The organism is Bartonella sp. MM97QHHN, from assembly GCF_042194285.1.
Taxonomy (GTDB): domain Bacteria; phylum Pseudomonadota; class Alphaproteobacteria; order Rhizobiales; family Rhizobiaceae; genus Bartonella.
The window spans coordinates 94,701-114,586 of record NZ_JBHIMS010000082.1; the positions used below are offsets into that span (position 1 = coordinate 94,701).

The 19,886-nt window shown below is 37.4% G+C and carries 17 protein-coding genes; 7 read left to right on the forward strand and 10 right to left on the reverse strand.

The annotated features are described in order from the left end of the window. Positions 1-789 precede the first annotated feature (789 nt). The 8 genes from lpdA to ACFIJW_RS05965 form a co-directional block, all read right to left on the reverse strand. Entirely contained in the window at positions 790-2,196 is a 1,407-nt protein-coding gene (gene lpdA / locus ACFIJW_RS05930; protein WP_375633625.1) for a dihydrolipoyl dehydrogenase, read from the reverse strand. Positions 2,197-2,227: 31 nt separating this feature from the next. Then, positions 2,228-3,439 carry a 2-oxoglutarate dehydrogenase complex dihydrolipoyllysine-residue succinyltransferase gene (gene odhB, locus ACFIJW_RS05935; protein ID WP_375633626.1) on the reverse strand — a complete coding sequence of 404 codons (1,212 nt, stop codon included), beginning with the start codon at positions 3,437-3,439 and terminating at the stop codon, positions 2,228-2,230. Positions 3,440-3,471: 32 nt separating this feature from the next. Further along, a complete protein-coding gene (locus ACFIJW_RS05940; RefSeq protein ID WP_375633627.1) occupies positions 3,472-6,471 on the reverse strand; it encodes a 2-oxoglutarate dehydrogenase E1 component in 3,000 nt (999 codons plus the stop codon). 163 nt (positions 6,472-6,634) lie between these two features. Continuing rightward, the gene (gene sucD, locus ACFIJW_RS05945; protein WP_375633628.1) at positions 6,635-7,537 is read right to left on the reverse strand and encodes a succinate--CoA ligase subunit alpha; all 903 of its coding nucleotides are present in this window, start codon (positions 7,535-7,537) and stop codon (positions 6,635-6,637) included. 3 nt (positions 7,538-7,540) lie between these two features. Continuing rightward, positions 7,541-8,737, reverse strand: a complete 1,197-nt coding sequence (gene sucC, locus ACFIJW_RS05950) for an ADP-forming succinate--CoA ligase subunit beta (protein WP_375633629.1) — start codon at positions 8,735-8,737, stop codon at positions 7,541-7,543. Between the two features lie 88 nt (positions 8,738-8,825). Next, positions 8,826-9,788: a malate dehydrogenase gene (mdh, locus tag ACFIJW_RS05955; RefSeq protein ID WP_375617436.1), complete on the reverse strand. Its 963-nt coding sequence runs from the start codon at positions 9,786-9,788 to the stop codon at positions 8,826-8,828. A 289-nt stretch (positions 9,789-10,077) separates the two neighbouring features. Further along, on the reverse strand, positions 10,078-11,277 hold the full coding sequence (gene zapE, locus ACFIJW_RS05960) for a cell division protein ZapE (RefSeq protein WP_375633630.1): 1,200 nt from the start codon (positions 11,275-11,277) through the stop codon (positions 10,078-10,080). Between the two features lie 98 nt (positions 11,278-11,375). Further along, positions 11,376-11,921 (reverse strand): AprI/Inh family metalloprotease inhibitor, encoded by a 546-nt coding sequence (locus tag ACFIJW_RS05965; protein ID WP_375633631.1) that lies wholly within the window; start codon positions 11,919-11,921, stop codon positions 11,376-11,378. 225 nt (positions 11,922-12,146) lie between these two features. On the opposite strand from ACFIJW_RS05965, the gene dapF reads away from it, so the two are divergent. The 7 genes from dapF (at position 12,147) to ACFIJW_RS06000 (ending at position 18,124) form a co-directional block, all read left to right on the forward strand. Then, complete coding sequence (dapF, locus tag ACFIJW_RS05970) at positions 12,147-12,998, forward strand: diaminopimelate epimerase (protein WP_375633632.1); 852 nt, start codon at positions 12,147-12,149, stop codon at positions 12,996-12,998. Continuing rightward, entirely contained in the window at positions 12,998-14,281 is a 1,284-nt protein-coding gene (gene mtaB / locus ACFIJW_RS05975) for a tRNA (N(6)-L-threonylcarbamoyladenosine(37)-C(2))-methylthiotransferase MtaB (RefSeq protein WP_375633633.1), read from the forward strand. Before dapF ends, mtaB begins: the two co-directional genes overlap by 1 nt. 14 nt (positions 14,282-14,295) lie before the next feature. Continuing rightward, complete coding sequence (ftsY, locus tag ACFIJW_RS05980) at positions 14,296-15,495, forward strand: signal recognition particle-docking protein FtsY (RefSeq protein ID WP_375633634.1); 1,200 nt, start codon at positions 14,296-14,298, stop codon at positions 15,493-15,495. Further along, a complete protein-coding gene (locus ACFIJW_RS05985; RefSeq protein ID WP_375633635.1) occupies positions 15,492-16,178 on the forward strand; it encodes a septation protein A in 687 nt (228 codons plus the stop codon). Before ftsY ends, ACFIJW_RS05985 begins: the two co-directional genes overlap by 4 nt. 62 nt (positions 16,179-16,240) lie before the next feature. After that, positions 16,241-17,002: a hydroxyacylglutathione hydrolase gene (gene gloB, locus ACFIJW_RS05990; protein WP_375633636.1), complete on the forward strand. Its 762-nt coding sequence runs from the start codon at positions 16,241-16,243 to the stop codon at positions 17,000-17,002. Positions 17,003-17,004: 2 nt separating this feature from the next. Beyond that, positions 17,005-17,502, forward strand: coding sequence for a hypothetical protein (locus tag ACFIJW_RS05995; RefSeq protein ID WP_375633637.1), 498 nt, complete (start codon positions 17,005-17,007; stop codon positions 17,500-17,502). 154 nt (positions 17,503-17,656) lie between these two features. Further along, complete coding sequence (locus tag ACFIJW_RS06000; protein ID WP_375633638.1) at positions 17,657-18,124, forward strand: hypothetical protein; 468 nt, start codon at positions 17,657-17,659, stop codon at positions 18,122-18,124. A gap of 21 nt (positions 18,125-18,145) precedes the next feature. On the opposite strand, the gene ACFIJW_RS06005 is transcribed toward ACFIJW_RS06000, so the two are convergent. After that, positions 18,146-19,042: a ParB/RepB/Spo0J family partition protein gene (locus ACFIJW_RS06005; RefSeq protein WP_375612765.1), complete on the reverse strand. Its 897-nt coding sequence runs from the start codon at positions 19,040-19,042 to the stop codon at positions 18,146-18,148. 41 nt (positions 19,043-19,083) lie between these two features. Continuing rightward, the gene (locus tag ACFIJW_RS06010; protein ID WP_273790170.1) at positions 19,084-19,881 is read right to left on the reverse strand and encodes a ParA family protein; all 798 of its coding nucleotides are present in this window, start codon (positions 19,879-19,881) and stop codon (positions 19,084-19,086) included. Positions 19,882-19,886: the final 5 nt, after the last annotated feature.

Genomic DNA, 19,886 nt, shown 5'->3' on the forward strand with positions numbered 1-19,886 from the left:
TCATCTTAAATGACAAAGATCCTTAACCCACACCAATCATTAAACAATTCAATTTCTTTGGGTGAATTCCTCTTGGCTTCTCTCTTCATATGATTCACCATCATATACAACATGTTGATTTATAACGCTGAATGCTGAATACTGTAAAATTCTCTTAATCACAAACTCTCTCACATTGAAGCAATTAAAATCTTTTGTCTGCACATCACAAACAAAACGAGCGTGTGAGGTAAAATGATAAAAGAACAGAATAAAAATTCTCTTATGAAAACTCTCAAATAATAAAGAGCTTTAGCAATATTGAGAACTGAAAAAGTGTATTATAATACCAGCGTGTACTTTTACTAAACATAAAGATTATAGTGCACAATAGGTCTTATAACAGTTTGAATGAATTTCATATATTTCAAGAGGAACTTTACAGCTATACCATTCATGAACACCATCGCGAAGTAGATTTAAGCATTTTGAGAGATGTTTTCTTAACACAAAGCACGCAGATAGGCTCAGAATCCTATCTTAAATATTTTATAACAGTATAAAAACTACCCCATATATAAAACTTTACATAGACTAAACACCACCGCTCTAAACGATAGTGCAAAACAGAATAATCAATCAAAACTGCACAACAGATATCTAAAACATTAACTATCGAAAAGCATACAACAAATGGAACATTTCAATACAATTGGTTATATTCTTTTTTTAAGTTTTAAAATGTTGTTGCATGCTTCACAAATATTTTCTGCCCCCCGTACCTTTTAAAATTTACTTTTTAAAAGCTTTTTAAATATGAAGTGGTTTAGCAAATGTTGCCAAAGCTGCCTCACGCACGGCTTCTGATAAGGTAGGATGTGCATGGCAACAACGTCCCAGATCTTCTGATGAACCTCCAAATTCCATTAAAACTGCAATTTCATGGATCATTTCACCAGCACCAAATCCAAGAATATGCCCCCCTAATACCCGATCTGTTTTTTTATCAGAAAGGATTTTAACGAACCCATCACTCTTTTGCATTGCACGTGCACGACCATTAGCCATAAAAGGAAATTTGCCAACATTATATTCAATACCAGCAGTTTTTAGCTCTTCTTCTGTCCTTCCTACACTCGCAATTTCCGGCTGTGTATAAACAACACTAGGAATAACATCAAAATTAACATGCCCTTTTTGACCTGCCAAAATTTCTGCCACAGCAACGCCTTCTTCCTCTGCTTTATGTGCTAGCATTGGCCCTTTTACGACATCACCAATCGCATAAATTCCTGGAACATTCGTCTGCCAATGAGCATCAATTGCAATAAATCCGCGTTCATCTAACTGAACACCAGCCTCTTGTAATCCAAGCCCCTCTGTATAAGGAGAACGTCCAGTAGCAATAAGCACAACATCAGCCTCTAAAGTTTCAGATTCACCACCTTTGACAGATTCAAAGCTCACCTGAGCAGTTGAGCCAGATTGTGTAACAGCTGTTACCTTTGCACCCGTTTTATATTCAATCCCCTGTTTTTCCATTAATTTCTGAAATTGCCGTGAAACTTCACCATCCATTGAGCCCAAAACTTTATTAAGATACTCAATAATGGTCACCTTAGCACCTAAACGGCTCCAAACTGATCCAAGTTCTGAACCAATGACACCAGCACCTACTACAATCATATGCGTTGGTACTTTTTCAAGTGAAAGAGCTCCCGTAGAAGAAACAATAGTCTTTTCATCAATTTCAACATTCACCCCTGGAATGCCTGAACTCTCTGAACCGGTAGCAATAATAATATTTTTTGTCTCAATTGTTTGTTTATTACCATCTCTGGCAACAACTTCCACATGACCCGCACTCAAAATTTTGGCTGTCCCCAAAAAAGTATCAACTTTATTTTTTTTCATCAAAAAAGAAACACCACTCGTATTGGCTGTCACCACAGCTTTCTTATGAACCATCATTTGTTCAAGATTAAGCTTAGATTTACCAATAGAAATACCAAGCGTTTCAAAACCATGCTGGGTTTCAGAAAACACTTCTGAAGCATGCAGCAACGCTTTAGAAGGAATACAACCAACGTTGAGACATGTTCCTCCTAATGTTGTACGCTTTTCAATAATTGCTACTTTAAGTCCCAGTTGCGCCGCTTTTATTGCTGCTACATAACCACCTGGACCCGCTCCGATCACAGCCACATCATAAGACATCCGTTTCTCCTTTCATCCTGAAAACTGTATTTTACAAATCAAGAACAAGGCGTTCCGGATCTTCTAAGCTTTCCTTAACACGCACAAGGAAAGTCACAGCTTCTTGCCCATCCACAATACGATGATCATAAGAAAGCGCTAAATACATCATGGGGCGGATCACAACTTGACCCTCAACAACCATTGCTCGCTCTTTAATCGCATGCATTCCCAAAATACCAGATTGTGGTGCATTCAAAATCGGTGTTGACATCAACGATCCATACACACCACCATTGGTAATGGTAAAAGTTCCGCCCTGCATATCAGAAACGGCTAATTTTCCATCACGCGCAAGACGCCCCAAACGACCAATCTCTTTTTCAATCTCTGCCAATGACATTTGATCTGCATCTCGCACCACTGGAACAACAAGCCCTTTATCCGTTCCAACAGCAATTCCAACATTAACATAGTTTTTGTAAACAATATCTGTCCCATCAATCTCTGCATTAACAGCAGGAAGTTCTTTTAATGCATGACAAACAGCCTTGGTAAAAAAACCCATAAAACCAAGTTTAACATCATGTTTCTTTTCAAAAAGATCCTTATAACGCTTGCGCAAATCCATCACTGCTGACATATCAACCTCATTAAATGTGGTTAACATTGCTGCTACATTTTGTGCATCTTTAAGACGGCGAGCAATTGTTTGACGCAATTTCGTCATACGAACCCGCTCTTCACGTGTTTCTTGGACAGGAGTTGCCGAAGAACTCGTCGCAGAAGAAGAGGGTGTAGGAGCATTTGTACTTTGTTTTAATCCACCAAGAACATCTTCTTTAAGAATTTGTCCACGTTTTCCAGAACCTGAAATATCGCTTTTTGCAACATTATTTTCAGCCATCAATTTTGCTGCTGAAGGAGAAGGAGGCATTGCACTGCTCAAAGCAGGCTTCTCCGATTCAGATGAAGCCGCTGGAACAAGTGTAGCAGAAGGTGAAAGTGATTGGGAGATACCAGCTTCTCCAGCCTTCACCACTCCTAAAAGAGCATTTACTTCAACCGTATCGCCTTCTTTTGCAATGATTTCAGATAATTTCCCAGCAACAGGAGAAGGAACTTCAACGGTTACCTTATCAGTTTCTAATTCAACCAAAGGCTCATCCATAGCGACAGCTTCGCCAAGTTTTTTAAACCATTTGCCAACCGTTGCTTCGGTAACCGATTCGCCCAAAGTAGGAACACGAATTTCAGTAGTCATAATATTTTTCCATACATCAGAGTAGTAATAAATTAAGAACCTAACGCGTCTTTAAGAAACGCAGCCAGTTGTTCAAGGTGTTTCACCATTAACCCAGAGGCCGGTGACGCACTCGCAGGACGTCCTGCATAACGAGCACGTGAATATTGCGCATTAATATGCGTCAAAACCCATTCCAAATAAGGCTCAATAAATGACCAAGCCCCCATGTTTTTTGGTTCCTCTTGGCACCAAAAAACTTCCGCCTGCAAAAAGCGCGATAATACATTCACCAAAACTTTTGCAGGGAAAGGATAAAGCTGTTCAACACGAAGGAGGTAAACATCATCAATACCCCTTTTTTCACGTTCTTCATAAAGGTCGTAATAAACCTTACCAGTACAAAGAACGACACGGCGAATCTTATTATCTTTTTGCAACTTAATGACAGAATCTTTGAGACATTCTGCATCATCAAGCAACACACGACAAAAACTTGTTTCTGGCCCCATTTCATTGAGAAAAGAAACAGCTCGCTTATGACGTAAAAGTGATTTCGGTGTCATCAAAATCAATGGCTTCCGGAAATCACGCTTAATTTGTCGACGCAAAATATGAAAATAATTTGCAGGGGTTGTACAATTAGCAACCTGCATATTATCTTCCGCACAAAGTTGAAGAAACCGTTCTAAACGTGCAGAAGAATGCTCCGGCCCTTGCCCTTCAAAACCATGAGGCAATAAACACACAAGACCAGACATACGAAGCCACTTACGCTCTGCGGATGAAATAAATTGATCAAAAATGACCTGTGCACCATTAGAAAAATCACCAAATTGTGCTTCCCAAAGTGTTAATCCTCGTGGTTCAGCAAGAGAATATCCATATTCAAAACCAAGAACAGCTTCTTCAGAAAGCATAGAATTAACAACATCATAAAGCGCTTGCCCCTTTTGTAAATGATTCAAAGGAATATAACGCGCCTCATTTTCTTGGTCATAAAGAACTGAATGACGTTGTGAAAAAGTTCCCCGTTCAACATCTTCACCGGAAAGACGAACCGGTGCTCCTTCCAAACAAAGTGAACCAAAAGCTAAAGCTTCAGCAGTTGCCCAGTCAACACCCTCACCGGTTTCAAAAATTTTAGCACGATTATTTAAAAAACGTTGAATGGTTTTGTGAACGTGAAAATCTGCCGGAATTTCAACAATTTTCTGACCAATTTCCTTTAAAGTTTTTAATTCAACACCAGTTGTTCTAGAATGCTGCTCATCAGAACTACTAAAAGCTTTGAGTCCCGTCCAGCTTCCATCAAGCCAATCAGCCTTATTAGGTTTATAAGAAGCACTTGCTTCAAGTTCACCTTCAAGCTTATCGCGCCATAATTTTTTTTGTTGCTCAATCTCTTCTGAAGTAACCATTCCTTCTGCTACCAATTGGTCACTATAAAGTTGAAGTGTTGTTTTATGATTACGTATTGCTTTATACATAAGCGGCTGCGTAAAGGAAGGTTCATCACCTTCATTATGCCCATAACGGCGATAACAAAACATATCAATAACCACTGGTTTATAGAAAATCTGGCGAAACTCTGTTGCTATTTTGGCAACAAAAACAACTGCCTCAGGATCATCACCATTCACATGGAAAATTGGTGCGTCAATCATTTTTGCGACATCTGATGGATAAGGCGAAGAACGTGAAAAACGTGGAGATGTTGTAAAACCAATCTGGTTATTGATAATAACATGAAGTGAGCCTGCAACACGATAACCTTTAAGACCTGAAAGACCAAAAGTTTCTTGGATAACGCCTTGTCCTGCAAAAGCGGCATCACCATGAATAAGCAATGGCATCACTTTTGAACGCTCACTTAATGGGAGTAAATCAGTATGCGCATGTCCCATAAGTTGATCTTGTTTAGCACGTGCTTTTCCCATAACAACCGGATCAACAATCTCAAGATGAGATGGATTGGCCAACAGCGATAAATGAACTTTTTTACCATCAAAGTCCAGATCAGCGGTAGTTCCCAAATGATATTTGACATCACCGGATCCCTCCACATCATCAGGCTTGTAAGATCCCCCTTTGAATTCATGAAAAATAGCCCTATGCGGTTTGGCAAGAACTTGTGAAAGAACATTTAAACGACCACGATGGGCCATCCCTAAAATAACTTCCCTAACCCCCAAAGCACTACCACATTTGATAATCTGCTCAAGAGCGGGAATCAACGCCTCACCACCATCGAGTCCAAAACGCTTTGTGCCTTTATATTTAGTGTCTAAAAACTGTTCGAATCCCTCTGCCTGAATAAGCTTATTCAGAATAGCTTTCTTGTCTTGGTGTGTGAAAGAATTTTTTTTATCTCGCCCTTCAATGCGTTCTTGAAGCCATACTTTCTGAACCGGATCAGAAACATGCATATATTCCACACCGATTGTTGAACAATAGGTACGATTGAGAATCTCAAGCATTTGCGGAATAGTTGCATATTCCAACCCTAAAACATTATCAATAAAAATGGGACGCTCGTAATCAGCTGGAGTAAAACCATACGCCTCTGGAGAAAGTTCCTTATAATCTTCTTGTTTTTCGGCCAATTGAAGAGGGTCAAGTTGCGCATGAAGATGTCCCCGTTCTCGAAACGCACGAATCATCATAATTGCATGAACGGAATCACGTGTTGCACGAATAATATCTTGTTCACTGGAAGTTTTTCCCTTTTGTGCAGCACCTGTTATTGCTTTTTCCTTTAATTTATCGCCAAAATATTTTTCAAGAGAAGACCAATCACCATCAAGAGCAGAAATCAATTCACCCTCTGCTTTTAATGGCCAATGATCACGCTGCCATGTTGCTCCTTCAGCATTTTTAAGAACATCTTCTTTATTATCATGAAGTCCTTCAAAAAAAGCACGCCACTGTGAATCAACACTGGTAGGATCTTTTTCATATTGAGCATAAAGTTGATCTATATAATCCGCATTCCCACCATAAAGAAATGATGTCTGTGCAAAAAGGCTATTTATTTCGTCCTGCCTTGCCATATACTTCTCCGGAACATTTATTCCGTCTCCTTATATCTCTTTTTGACCTTTAAATGCTTACAAACAAGCAGTGATTCGAACATTCAAAAAAGTTTTACCTTTTTATACTCAAGTTTTCTCACCTGAATCTAAGAACCTTTTCTTATTCAGGTGAAACTTTCTTTTAGCCTTTCAAAACTGACATCAAAGTCTTACCTATCTGTGATGGCGAAGAAGACACACGAATCCCTGCTGATTCCATTGCCGCAATTTTATCTTCTGCTCCACCTTTACCACCAGAAATAACAGCACCAGCATGTCCCATTGTACGTCCTGGAGGAGCCGTACGGCCAGCAATAAAGCCAACAACTGGCTTTTTTCGACCTTTTCTTGCTTCATCTTGCAGAAACTGTGCTGCTTCTTCTTCAGCAGAACCACCAATCTCACCAATCATAACAATAGACTCGGTTTCATCATCCGCTAAAAACATTTCCAACACATCAATAAATTCAGTACCCTTAACAGGATCGCCACCAATCCCTATAGCAGTTGTTTGTCCGAGACCTTCCTGACTCGTTTGAAAAACGGCTTCATAAGTTAAAGTTCCCGACCTCGAGACAACCCCAACAGAACCTTTTCTAAAAATAGAACCAGGCATAATACCAATTTTACATTTATTTGGTGTAAGAATACCGGGACAATTAGGACCAATAAGACGAGACTTTGAGTTTTCTAATCGCGCCTTCACTTTAACCATATCCATAACGGGAATACCTTCCGTAATACAGATAATTAAACGAACTTCAGCTTCTATAGCCTCTATAATAGCTGCCGCAGCCCCTGCAGGAGGAACATAAATAACGGAAGCATCTGCACCTGTTTTTTCTTTTGCTTCTGCAACATTAGCGAAAATAGGAAGAGTTTCGCCTTTTAAACCTTCCCATGTTTCTCCACCCTTTTTAGGATTAACGCCACCAACCATTTGCGTACCATGATAAGCAAGTGCCTGTTCTGTATGAAATGTTCCTGTTTTTCCTGTAAGCCCTTGAACTAGAACTTTTGTCTCTTTATTCACAAGAATTGACATAGCTTAAGCTCCCTTCACGGCTGCAACAATTTTTTGGGCAGCATCATCTAAATCATCAGCAGGAATAACATTCAAACCACTCTCATTGATAATTGCTTTACCTTGCTCAACATTAGTACCTTCAAGACGAACAACCAAGGGAACCTTTAAACCAACCTCACGAACAGCAGCAACCACACCTTCAGCAATGACATCACAACGCATAATACCACCAAAAATGTTAACTAAAATGCCCTTAACATTTGGATCGGCCGTAATAATTTTAAAAGCAGCTGTCACCTTTTCTTTTGATGCTCCACCACCAACATCCAAAAAATTCGCTGGCTCTGCTCCATAAAGCTTAATGATATCCATTGTTGCCATAGCAAGCCCAGCACCATTAACCATGCAACCAATCGTACCCTCAAGAGCAACATAAGCAAGATCATGCTTTGATGCCTCTATTTCCTTTGGATCTTCTTCTGAAAGATCGCGCAATTCTAAAATATCTGGATGACGAAACAGAGCATTATTATCAAAAGAAACTTTCGCATCAAGAACACGCAAGTGACCATCTTTCATCACAATAAGCGGATTGATTTCTAAAAGGCTCATATCTTTTTCACAAAATGCCTTATAGAGAATCGAAAAAAGCTTTTCACCATCTTCTCGCGCACTACTTTGTAGTTTCAACGCATCACAAAGTCTTGCACAATCAGCTGAAGTAACACCCTCTACAGCATCAATGGGAAGCGTGAATATTTTTTCTGGTGTCTCTTCAGCAACCGTTTCAATATCCATTCCACCTTCTGTTGAAACAACAAAAGCAATTCGACCAACGCTACGATCAACCAAAAGTGAAAGATAAAGCTCCCGTTCAATATCGGCACCATCTTCAATATAAAGGCGGTTGACCTGCTTACCCTCTGGACCAGTTTGTTTGGTTACCAAAGTTTTTCCAAGCATTTCTTGAACATTTGCAACAACTTCTTCAACAGATTGTGCAAGCCGAACACCACCCTTTGCATCAGGACCAAGTTCTTTAAACTTACCCTTACCACGACCACCAGCGTGTATCTGACTTTTAACCACATAGAGAGGTCCGGGCAATTTTTCCGCCCATTTTTCAGCTTGCTCTACAGAATAAACAGCGACACCATTTGCAATTGGTGCTCCATATTCATGAAGCAGACGTTTGGCCTGATACTCATGGATATTCATGCATTTGTCCTTTTCTTTTATGGATCTTATTAATCTTAAAGTTTTAACATTCTAAATACTTATTTTAATGAATTAAATCTTGTTCAATTTACTTGAGACTAGGTACAAGAGCAATACAAGCTTCACAAAGCTTTTTAACCGCATTTACTGAATGATCAAAAGCACCTCTTTCTTCTTTGTCAAGATCAATTTCAATGACTCGTTCAACACCACCTGCACCAAGTACAACAGGTACCCCAACATAGGTATCATTAACCCCATATTCTCCTGAAAGATAAGCTGCAACAGGCACAACACGCTTAGTATCCTTTAGATAGGCCTCAGCCATAGAAACAGCAGAAGCTGCTGGTGCATAATAAGCAGAACCTGTTTTTAACAAACCAACAATCTCTGCACCGCCATCACGGGTACGCTGGATAATTTGATCAATTCTTTCCTGTGTTGTCCAGCCCATCTTTATAAGATCAGGCAAAGAAATACCACCAACTGTTGAATAACGCACGAGAGGAACCATTGTATCACCGTGCCCCCCTAAAACAAACGCTGTCACATCTCTAATAGAGACCTTAAATTCCTCAGATAAAAAATGACGAAAACGCGCTGAATCAAGAACACCAGCCATACCAACTACTTTATGTGTAGGGAGACCTGAAAATTTCTGCAATGCCCACACCATCGCATCAAGGGGATTGGTAATACAAATAACAAACGCTGAAGAAGCGTATTTTTTAATTCCAGCTCCAACTTGTTCCATAACCTTTAAATTAATGCCCAAAAGTTCATCACGGCTCATACCAGGTTTTCGCGCAACACCTGCTGTTACAATAACAACATCAGCATCTTCAATTGCTTCATAAGCATTAGCACCTTTTAGACTGATATCAAAACCATCAACGGGAGAAGATTCGGCGATATCTAGAGCCTTACCTTGTGGCACACCTTCTGTAATATCAAATAAGACCACATCAGCAAGCTCTTTAAGCCCAATAATATGTGCTAAAGTACCACCAATCATACCTGAACCAATGAGAGCTATTTTTTTCCGTGCCATTTTATTTTTTCCTAACTTTTAGATCATTCAGCGCACACCCAATCAACGTCCGTATACTGAATATTTTTGACTTCAACCATATTCAAACAATATCATAAAAAGGAGTAAAGAAATGAAATTTACAAATTTATCTCCTTACAGAAACAACAACCCTCCGCTGAAACAACTATTAGAAAATTATCACGATGTATCGATAAAGTGAATTTAAAAAAAATACAACAGAATTATTATATTTCTTTAATTTCAAAAAGTTATTGTTTTGACAGTTTACGTAAAGGTAAAAGTATAATCAATGCTTCTTCTTCAAAAGAAAATGTTCTTCCCAAAGTTTTAAATAATCGTAGCTTTGCATTTCGAAAAGACGTGATTGTGTTCTTTGAAATTCAAATGTTTCCGTAATCTGCGCATGCCCTTTATACAAATCCCCTATCCCTGCGGCTGCCGACATAAACAACCGTATATGCCGCTCATAAAGAATATCAATAAGCAAAATAAACCGTTTTGTTTCATTGCGACATGTATCATCCATGACCGGTACATTATCAATAAAAATCGTATGATAATGCTCTCCTAATAACAAATATTCAGCCGCGGCCAAAGGTTTTGCACATAAATCCCCATAATCAAAACGAGCACATCCTGCACCAAAGCGCGGAATAGGAATAAAGCGCCCTTTTATAGAAAGCTCATCAGACATCTCCTTATGTCCTTGCAATACAAGTGCCCATGCTTGATCCATATATTCATTTGCTTGGACCCCCAACGGCGATACATACATCTGTTGTAGATTTGATTTTTCAAGGCGATAATCTGTTTTTGCATCAAGATTAACAACACGAACATATGCTTTCAAAACTTGAATAAAAGGCAAAAAGAGCTCACGATTCAAACCGTTACAATAAAGGTTATCCGGCGCCACATTTGAAGTCGCAATAAAGAAAATTCCTTTATCAAACAGAGCAGAAATAAGCCGCCCCAATACCATAGCATCAGCAATATCCGTTACACTAAACTCATCAAAACAAAGTACTTTTGCTTCTCGTGCAAGATCTTTAGCAACAGCTAAAATAGGATTATCTTGTTTAAATTTTGTACACCCAGATGCTTGACGATAAGAATTAATACGCTCATGCACATCAGCCATAAAATCATTAAAATGGGCACGCTTTTTATGAACTTTAGGCAAACAAGAAAAGAACAAATCCATCAGCATGGTTTTGCCCCGTCCTACTTCACCATAAATATACAGTCCCTGAAAAAAAACTGTTTCATCTCCTTGTTTTACAACGCAAGAAATATTTTGTTTTTTCCTTTTAAATATTCTGTTAAAGAAAGAGCAAAATATCCAAGGCAAAGAATGAGAGATATTTTGTTCCGCAATTTTTTTTAATAAATGATCAAAATATTCTGTTATAGCTAATTGAGCGGGATCAAAACAAACCTCTCCTTTAGCGACAAGCTCCTTATAACGTGTTGAAACGAGAATCATCCAAAAAACCTTTTTCAAACCGACCTCAATGAAAAATACAAATACTTTTCAAGAATCTGTCCGTCTAGTTTAGTTTGTCATAAACGATCAAAAATGATTTAACGACTTAAAATAACGGGATGATCATCAAGTGTACGTCCCTCAAAACGATCAACATTTGAAGAATAAAGAACGAGGATAACACGTCCAGAGTTATTATAAAAATATAATCTTTTTCCTTTAACAGCCCACGATCTCACTTGGGAAACAATTCCTGGACAGTGTAAAGGACCAGCACGGTACCCTTGTCCAAACTTTGTTTGTGGAGTTGCAATCCGGCAAACTTTTCCTCCCATAGAAAGATTCCATACCCCAGCAATACTTGCAGGAAATAAATCAGTGGCATTGCTTGGCAATTCGAGACTAGCCATTCGTCCATCGCTCTGAGAATCTCCTTTTTCATACATCGGAGCGTTTGCATCTTCAGATATCGACGAAGAAGTAGACGACAGATCAGACGCTTCTAATATTGTCATTTTTTGAGATGGATAAAAAACTTCTAATGCGTTACCATCGTCATTACCATCAAACCGTGTTGTTGAACACCCCCCTAAAAACATTACAGTTGATAGTGCAACGAAAAACGAAACTTTTGAAAACGCCATGTCTGTACTCTCTCCCACGACAATAAATAAGTTCACAAAAAAATTAAGCGAATATTTGTTATAGTTACAAAGATAAATTAACAAATTAAAAAAAACAGGTTAAAATCACTTATTTTAAAAGAAATAATTTATGTACCCAATTTTATATTTATTAAACACTAGAAATTTATAATATTTTCAGTCATATATCTTTTTATAAGTAATCATTAGAAATAGAGAAGTTTCATGAAAACGCCATTTAGCAAAATGGACGGTCTTGGAAATCAAATTATTGTTGTTGATATGCGTGAAAGCACATACGCTCTTACACCACAAGCAATCCTTGCTTTGTCGGCAGATCCTGAAATGCATTTTGATCAAATCATGGCTATCCACACACCAACCCAAAAAAAAGCCGACTTCCGCATAGAAATATGGAATGCCGACGGATCAATGGCTAAAGCTTGTGGCAATGGTACCCGCTGTGTCATCGCATGGCTTAAAGATCACAATTTTGGTGAAAAATTTCATTTAGAAACTCCCGCTGGAATTATTGAAGGAAAATACCAAACCGATAATCTCATTTCTGTTGATATGGGATGCCCAAATTTCAATGCAAAAGAGATGCCTGTTTCACGTGAAATAGTTGATACCAATCACGTAGAAATTATGGCTGGTCCCCTAAAAGACGCTTGTCTCATATCCATTGGCAATCTCCATGCTATCTTTTTTGTTGAAAATGATATTCAACATATTCCATTAGAAAAATATGGGCCAAAACTTGAACATGATCCCCTGTTTCTCGAACGATGCAATATTTCCATTGCTTGCATAACGTCAAAGAAAAGTCTAAATTTACGTACATGGGAGCGAGGGGCAGGATTAACACAAGCATGTGGGAGTGCTGCTTGTGCAAGTGCAGTGGCTGCTTATCGTCGTGGACTTACAGAGCGCCATGTTGATGTAAATTTACCAAAGGGAACACTTAATATTTTTTACCGAGAAGACGATCATATTATCATGACAGGACCAATTAAATATCACTTTAGTGGTTTTTTAAGCCCTTTAACAGGGTGCTACAAAAAGGATCACTCCTGATGGCAATAGAAATTGTAACTTTTGGTTGTCGACTTAATAGCTACGAATCGGAAATCATTCGCAAAGAAAGTACTTCTTCAGGGCTAGATCAGCTTAAAGATGGTGCTATTATCTTTAATACCTGTGCTGTCACTGCCGAAGCCGTACGACAAGCAAAACAAGCTATCCGCAAAGCAAGACGTGAAAATCCTCATGCGCGTATCATTGTAACAGGGTGTGCAGCCCAAACAGAAGCACAAAATTTTGCCTCAATGACAGAAGTAGATATTGTTTTAGGAAACGAAGATAAACTTCACGCTCATTCTTATCGTCAACTTCCTGATTTTGGTATTAATCATTCTGAAAAGGTGCATATCAATGACATTATGGAAGTACAAAAAATTGCTCCACATATGGTCAGTGCAATGCAAGAGCGCACCCGCGCTTTTGTACAGGTACAAAACGGATGCGATCACCGCTGTACATTTTGCATTATTCCTTATGGACGAGGACCATCTCGTTCAGTTCCCATGGGTGCTGTCATAGAACAAATTAAAAAGCTGATAGGTGGGGGTATCCAAGAAGTGGTCCTTACAGGTGTTGACCTTACAAGTTATGGCCACGATCTTCCTGGAAAAGCTACTCTAGGAAAATTAACTTCAGCTATTTTGCATCATGTCCCTGACTTAGCCCGATTACGCCTCTCATCTATTGACTCTATTGAAGCAGACGAAGAACTCATAAATCTTTTAGCTTATGAAACAAGAATCATGCCCCATTTGCATTTATCTTTGCAAGCAGGTGATAATATGATTTTAAAACGGATGAAACGGCGTCATCTGCGCGAACATGCCATTCAATTTTGCCAAGAATTGCGTGCCAAACGTTCTACAATGGTTTATGGTGCCGACTTAATTGCTGGTTTTCCTACAGAAACAGAAGAGATGTTTCAAAATAGTCTTGCCTTAATCAAAGACTGTAATTTAACCCATCTCCATGTCTTCCCCTTTAGTCCAAGAGAAGGAACACCTGCCGCACGTATGCCACAAATCAACCGTAAAATAGTTAAGCTGCGTGCTGAAAAATTGCGTAAAGCAGGTGATATGGCTTACCAAAAGCATCTTGCTCATTTACAAAACAGTCTACAAACAATTCTCGTTGAAAAAGATGAAATCGGACGAACAGAAGATTATACTCTTGTACAAGTTAAAGGTGCAAAAGCAGGAACAATTGTTCAAGCCCTTATCGTTGATCATGATGGCGATAAATTGATTGCTGTCCCTCCAAAATTAAACGCTGCTTGAGCAGGAGAATTCTTATGACTAAATCTTTTATAAAAAAAATATTCTCTTTTAACAAATCTCAAGAGCAAGAAATAGAACAACAAATTTCTATTCCTGATAAAAGCGATATAATAGAAGAAAATAATGAAAAGACAAAAAATCCAGAGTCAATACTTACAAAATATGATGAAAAATCTCCATTTCTAGAATCCCATTCTGATAAAATTCCCTTTTCTGGTAAAATTATTGTCACAGACAACATCCGTGAAAAAAAGAATGAAGAAATTTTATCTGAACCTTCTGTTGAACAAAAAAAGACAGCGTGGTTTGGGCGCCTTAAAAAAGGCCTATCCCTTTCTTCACAACGCCTAAGCGGATCAATTGGCGATCTCTTTGTTAAAAGAAAACTTGATGAAGATACATTGCAAGAGCTCGAAGATATTCTTATCCAAGCTGACATAGGTGTAGAGACGGCAACACGTATCACAAATACTTTAGCTTCCAGTCGTTACGGAAAAAACCTCTCCCCAGATGACATTCATACTATTGTAGCTGATGAAGTCAAAAAAGTTCTGGAACCTGTTGCAATACCATTAGAACTTGATCTCAGCCATAAACCTCATGTTATTTTGCTGGTAGGTGTAAATGGCACTGGAAAAACGACAACTATTGGAAAACTTTCAGCCAAATTAACAGAAGGAGGATTAAAAGTTATGCTGGCAGCTGGTGATACTTTCCGAGCCGCCGCTATTGAGCAACTACAAATTTGGGGTGAACGTACCAATTCTCCTGTTATTTCGACAAAATTGGGTGCAGATGCCGCCAGCTTAGCATTTGATGCTTATGAAAAAGCAAAAAAAACAAACAGTGATGTATTAATTATTGATACAGCAGGGCGTTTACAAAATAAATCTGAATTAATGGATGAGTTGGCAAAAATTATTCGTGTTTTAAAAAAACACACCCCCCAAGCACCCCACACAATCCTTCAAACTCTTGATGCAACAACTGGACAAAATGCACTCAACCAAGTGGACATTTTCCGTGATATTGCTGGTGTTAATGGTTTAGTTATGACAAAGCTAGATGGGACTGCACGAGGAGGAATTCTTGTCGCTATCGCAGCAAAATATAAATTACCCGTTTATTTTATCGGTATAGGAGAAGATATTGAAGATCTTCAACCCTTTTCTGCTTCTGACTTTGCCGAAACTATTGCAGGAAAACACGCATGAAACAGCCTTTATCTAATCTTAATTTACACAATAATTCTAAAAAAAAGATGAATAACAATAAAAAAATTTCTCTCTCACCAACACTTAAGTTTCTTTTGGAAATGGGTCCATTGGTTGCCTTCTTTTTTGCCAATTATAAGGGAGAATGGCTGATAAAAAACATTGGATTTTTTCAAAATTTTAGTAAGCCTATTTTCCCTGCAACAGCTATTTTTATGGTGGCTATTATTATTTCCCTAAGCTTATCATGGATCCTTGCAAGACAAATTCCTATTATGCCTCTTATTTCAGGAATATTTGTTTTAGTTTTTGGCTTTCTAACTCTCTGGCTTCATAATGAAACTTTCATAAAAATGAAACCAACAATCATTAATAGCTTATTTGCTTTTGTACTTTTTGGTGGGATGTTTTTTAAAAAACCACTTTTACGTTATGCTCTTGATTCTACCTTAAAACTTGATGATTTAGGTTGGCAAAAACTTACCTATCGTTGGGCGTTTTTTTTCATTTTTCTTGCCATTTTGAATGAAATAATTTGGCGTAATTTTAGCGATAATTTCTGGACAAGTTTCAAAGTATTTGGCGTCATGCCTATAACAGTCCTTTTCATGCTTACCCAAATGCCTATAATTATAAAACATTCAAAAGGATTTTTTACAGAAGAGGACAAATCTGATTCTTAAAAAAATCATCACTACCGATTATTTTATAGATTCATCGCCAAACACTGTTCACGAGAAAAAATATGTTGATTGAACAGTTTATTTGTCGAGAAGACAATTTCGGTGTACTCCTTCATGATGAAAAAAGTGGTATGACAGCTGCAATAGATGCTCCTGAAGGCAAAGCGATTCACAATGCCTTAAAGCGCCGCAATTGGACACTTAACACTATTTTTGTAACTCATCATCATCACGACCATGTAGAAGCCCTATCAGAATTAAAACAAGTTTACAACGCTACGGTTATCGGACCAGAAGCAGAAAAAGAAAAGATCAATCATCTTGATAAAACACTTCAACCTGATGAAAGTTTTTCTTTTGGCTCACACCTTCTTTTAGCTCTTTCAACACCTGGTCATACTCTAGGCGCATTATCTTACTATTTTCCTGAAAAGAATTTACTCTTTGCTGGAGATACACTTTTTTCATTGGGCTGTGGACGTCTTTTCGAAGGAACACCAACACAAATGCTGAATTCTTTAAAAAAACTTCGTAAACTTCCTGATGAAACACTTCTTTATTGTGGACATGAATATACAAAAAATAACGCTCTTTTCGCACTAACAATTGACCCACATAATAAAAAACTCCACCAAAGAATAGAGGAAGTTTTTTTGCTACGTGCAAAAAACGCTATGACTTTACCAGTAACCTTAGGGCAAGAAAAAGCCACCAATCCCTTTCTCCGCTGGGATGATAGTGTGTTGCGAAGAAACCTTGTAATGGAAGAAGAAACAGATGAAGAAGTCTTTGCTGAAATTCGAAGAAGAAAGGATAATTTTTAACTATGCGTAAGTTCGTATTACGTTTGTTCCTGCTTTTTCTTTTCGTGATACATATTCAACAAACAATGGCAGAGGAAAAGGAAACAGATAATTCTTCTCTTATATCATCTCTCATTGCAAATTATCCCTTAACGGAAGATTTTCTTTTAAAGCTGGAAAAAATTGAAAAAGAATGTAAAAACTTACTTCCAGAAACAAAAAATAATCTTATAACTTATGATTCTAGTATCCAATCTAGTATTGAAAATTACACTACCTATATTTCTAGTAAACCAAAACTTGTAAATATTTTAAAAGAAAATAATATAACACCGAAAGATTTTGCTTCAGGAACCTTAGCTCTTAAAGAAATATCAACGCTTCTCATATTTGTACCTGAAAAGGAATATTCTACTGAGAAAAATACTATATTTCTAAACAATCTTGAATTTGTTAAAAAACATTTTTTTAAAGCGACAATTCTTTTAGATAACTGTGAAAAACTCATTTTGAGCAACTAATCAGCTATGACACATTAAAAAATAACCGTGTTTTTATCATTCCTAATAATTGGGTTTATTTCGATTATATTTAACAAATGTTTTTATAAAAATAAAGAATAACAGACGAAAAAATATTTATTGAAATTCAAAAAAGAAAGGATAATTTTTAGTCATGTTTAAACTTCTATTGTGCTTTTTCTTCATTTTTCCTTTTGCATCATACGCTCAAGAAAAAAAACAAGAAATAGATGATCTTTCTTTTATACCGCCTTTCATTGCAAATTATCCCTTAACGGAAGATCTTCTTTTAAAGCTGGAAAAAATAAAAATAGAATGTAAAAATTTATCTTCAGAACCAGAACAAACAAATAAAAAAAGTGATTTCAATAATTATAATGATAATATTGAAAAATACGCTGCCTATATTTCTAATAATCCAAAACTTGTGAATATTTTAAAAGAAAATAATATAACACCGAAAGAGTTTGTTATTGCTCACCTAGCACTTCAAGCGACATTGTATGTACTTACTGATGAAGGAAATTCTACTTATGAAAAAAACTTTTTACCTCCAAGCAATATAGAATTTGCTAAAGAGCATATGTATAGAATAATAAAAATTTTAAAAGATAACTGTTAAAAAACTTTTTAGAACAATTGATTAACTTTGTAAACGCCGACAAATTTCATCTAATTGTTCTAATGAAGAGTAATGTATTTTTAAATCTCCACCTTTTTTACCATGTCGAATAATAACTTTCATTCCTATCACATCTGCAAGTAATTTTTCTAAAGATTTTGTTTCAGCATCTTTCTCCGTATTGGTACGCTTTTTAGTTTTAGGATTAGCTTGCTCATATGCAAGTATTTCTGTTTGACGTACTGAAAGCCCTTCACGAATAATTTTCTCAGCTAAATTTTGTGGATCATCAACGGTTATAAGACAACGTGCATGACCTGCAGAAAGTTGTCCATCAGTTAAGAATTGTTGTACTTTTTCTGGAAGTTTTAACAAACGAAGCGTATTTGCAACATGACTACGACTTTTTCCTATAACTTGCGCTAAATCTACTTGCGTATAATCATGTTCATTTAGAAGCATCTCATATCCCTTTGCTTCTTCGATAGGATTAAGATCTGCACGTTGAACATTTTCAATAATTGCCAATTCCAAAGCCGTTTTATCGTCCACATCACGAATAATAACGGGTAATTGACTTAAATTTGCACGTTGTGCTGCACGCCAGCGCCGTTCACCCGCAATCAATTCAAACCGATGAGGATGATCTCTTAAAGGCCTCACAATAACCGGTTGAACCACACCGTGTTGACGAATTGATTGTGTCAAATTATCAAGCTCTGTTTCAGTAAAATGACGCCGAGGATTGTGAGGATTACATGAAATAGATTCAATAGAAATAAATCGCTCAGAAAGACTACCGGATTCATTTAATTTATCAAAGCTTGATGAACGTGCAATATTGTTGTTTAAATTGATATCTCCAATCAATGCCGCTAATCCACGTCCTAGTCTTTTTTTTGATAGATCATCGTTCATAATTTTGCTCTTTGAGTTTTCTTACAAAAAATTTTACATTTTTAAGCAGCAGCACGTGCTTGTTTTTCACGTTGAATCATTTCTGATGCTAGACGCAAATAAGCTTGGCTCCCAGCACATTTAAGATCATAAAGCAATACAGGTTTGCCAAAAGAAGGCGCTTCTGATACTCTTACATTTCGTGGAATAACAGTACGATAAACTTTATCTCCCATAAAAGAACGTACATCTTCAACAACTTGATTTGAAAGGTTATTACGTCCATCATACATTGTTAGAACAATACCTTGGATCTCTAAAGATGGATTAAGTACGGATCGCACTTGTTTTACTGTTTCAAGTAATTGACTTAAACCTTCAAGTGCTAAAAATTCACACTGCATAGGCACTAAAACAGAATCCGCAGCCCCCATAGCATTAAGTGTTAAAAGATTAAGGGAGGGAGGACAATCAATTAAAATATAATTGAATTTTTTTTCCATTTCCGGATCATCATAGAGAGCTTTACGTAAGCGTTGTATGCGATCTTTTGATGAAGAAATTTCCATTTCCACACCTAAGAGATCAAGTGTAGAGGGAACTATATAAAGATTGGGTACGGCTGTTTTTAAAGCCGCCTGTGTAATTGAAACGCCCGAAACCAAAACATCATAAGAAGATAAAGGACGGCTATTACGATCAATCCCTAAACCTGTACTAGCATTACCTTGTGGATCAACATCCATAATAAGGACATTTTCACCAATAGCCGCTAAAGCTGTAGCAAGATTAATTGCTGTGGTTGTTTTTCCGACTCCACCCTTTTGGTTTGCAATAGCGATAATTCGTGTTTCGCTCATTTTGC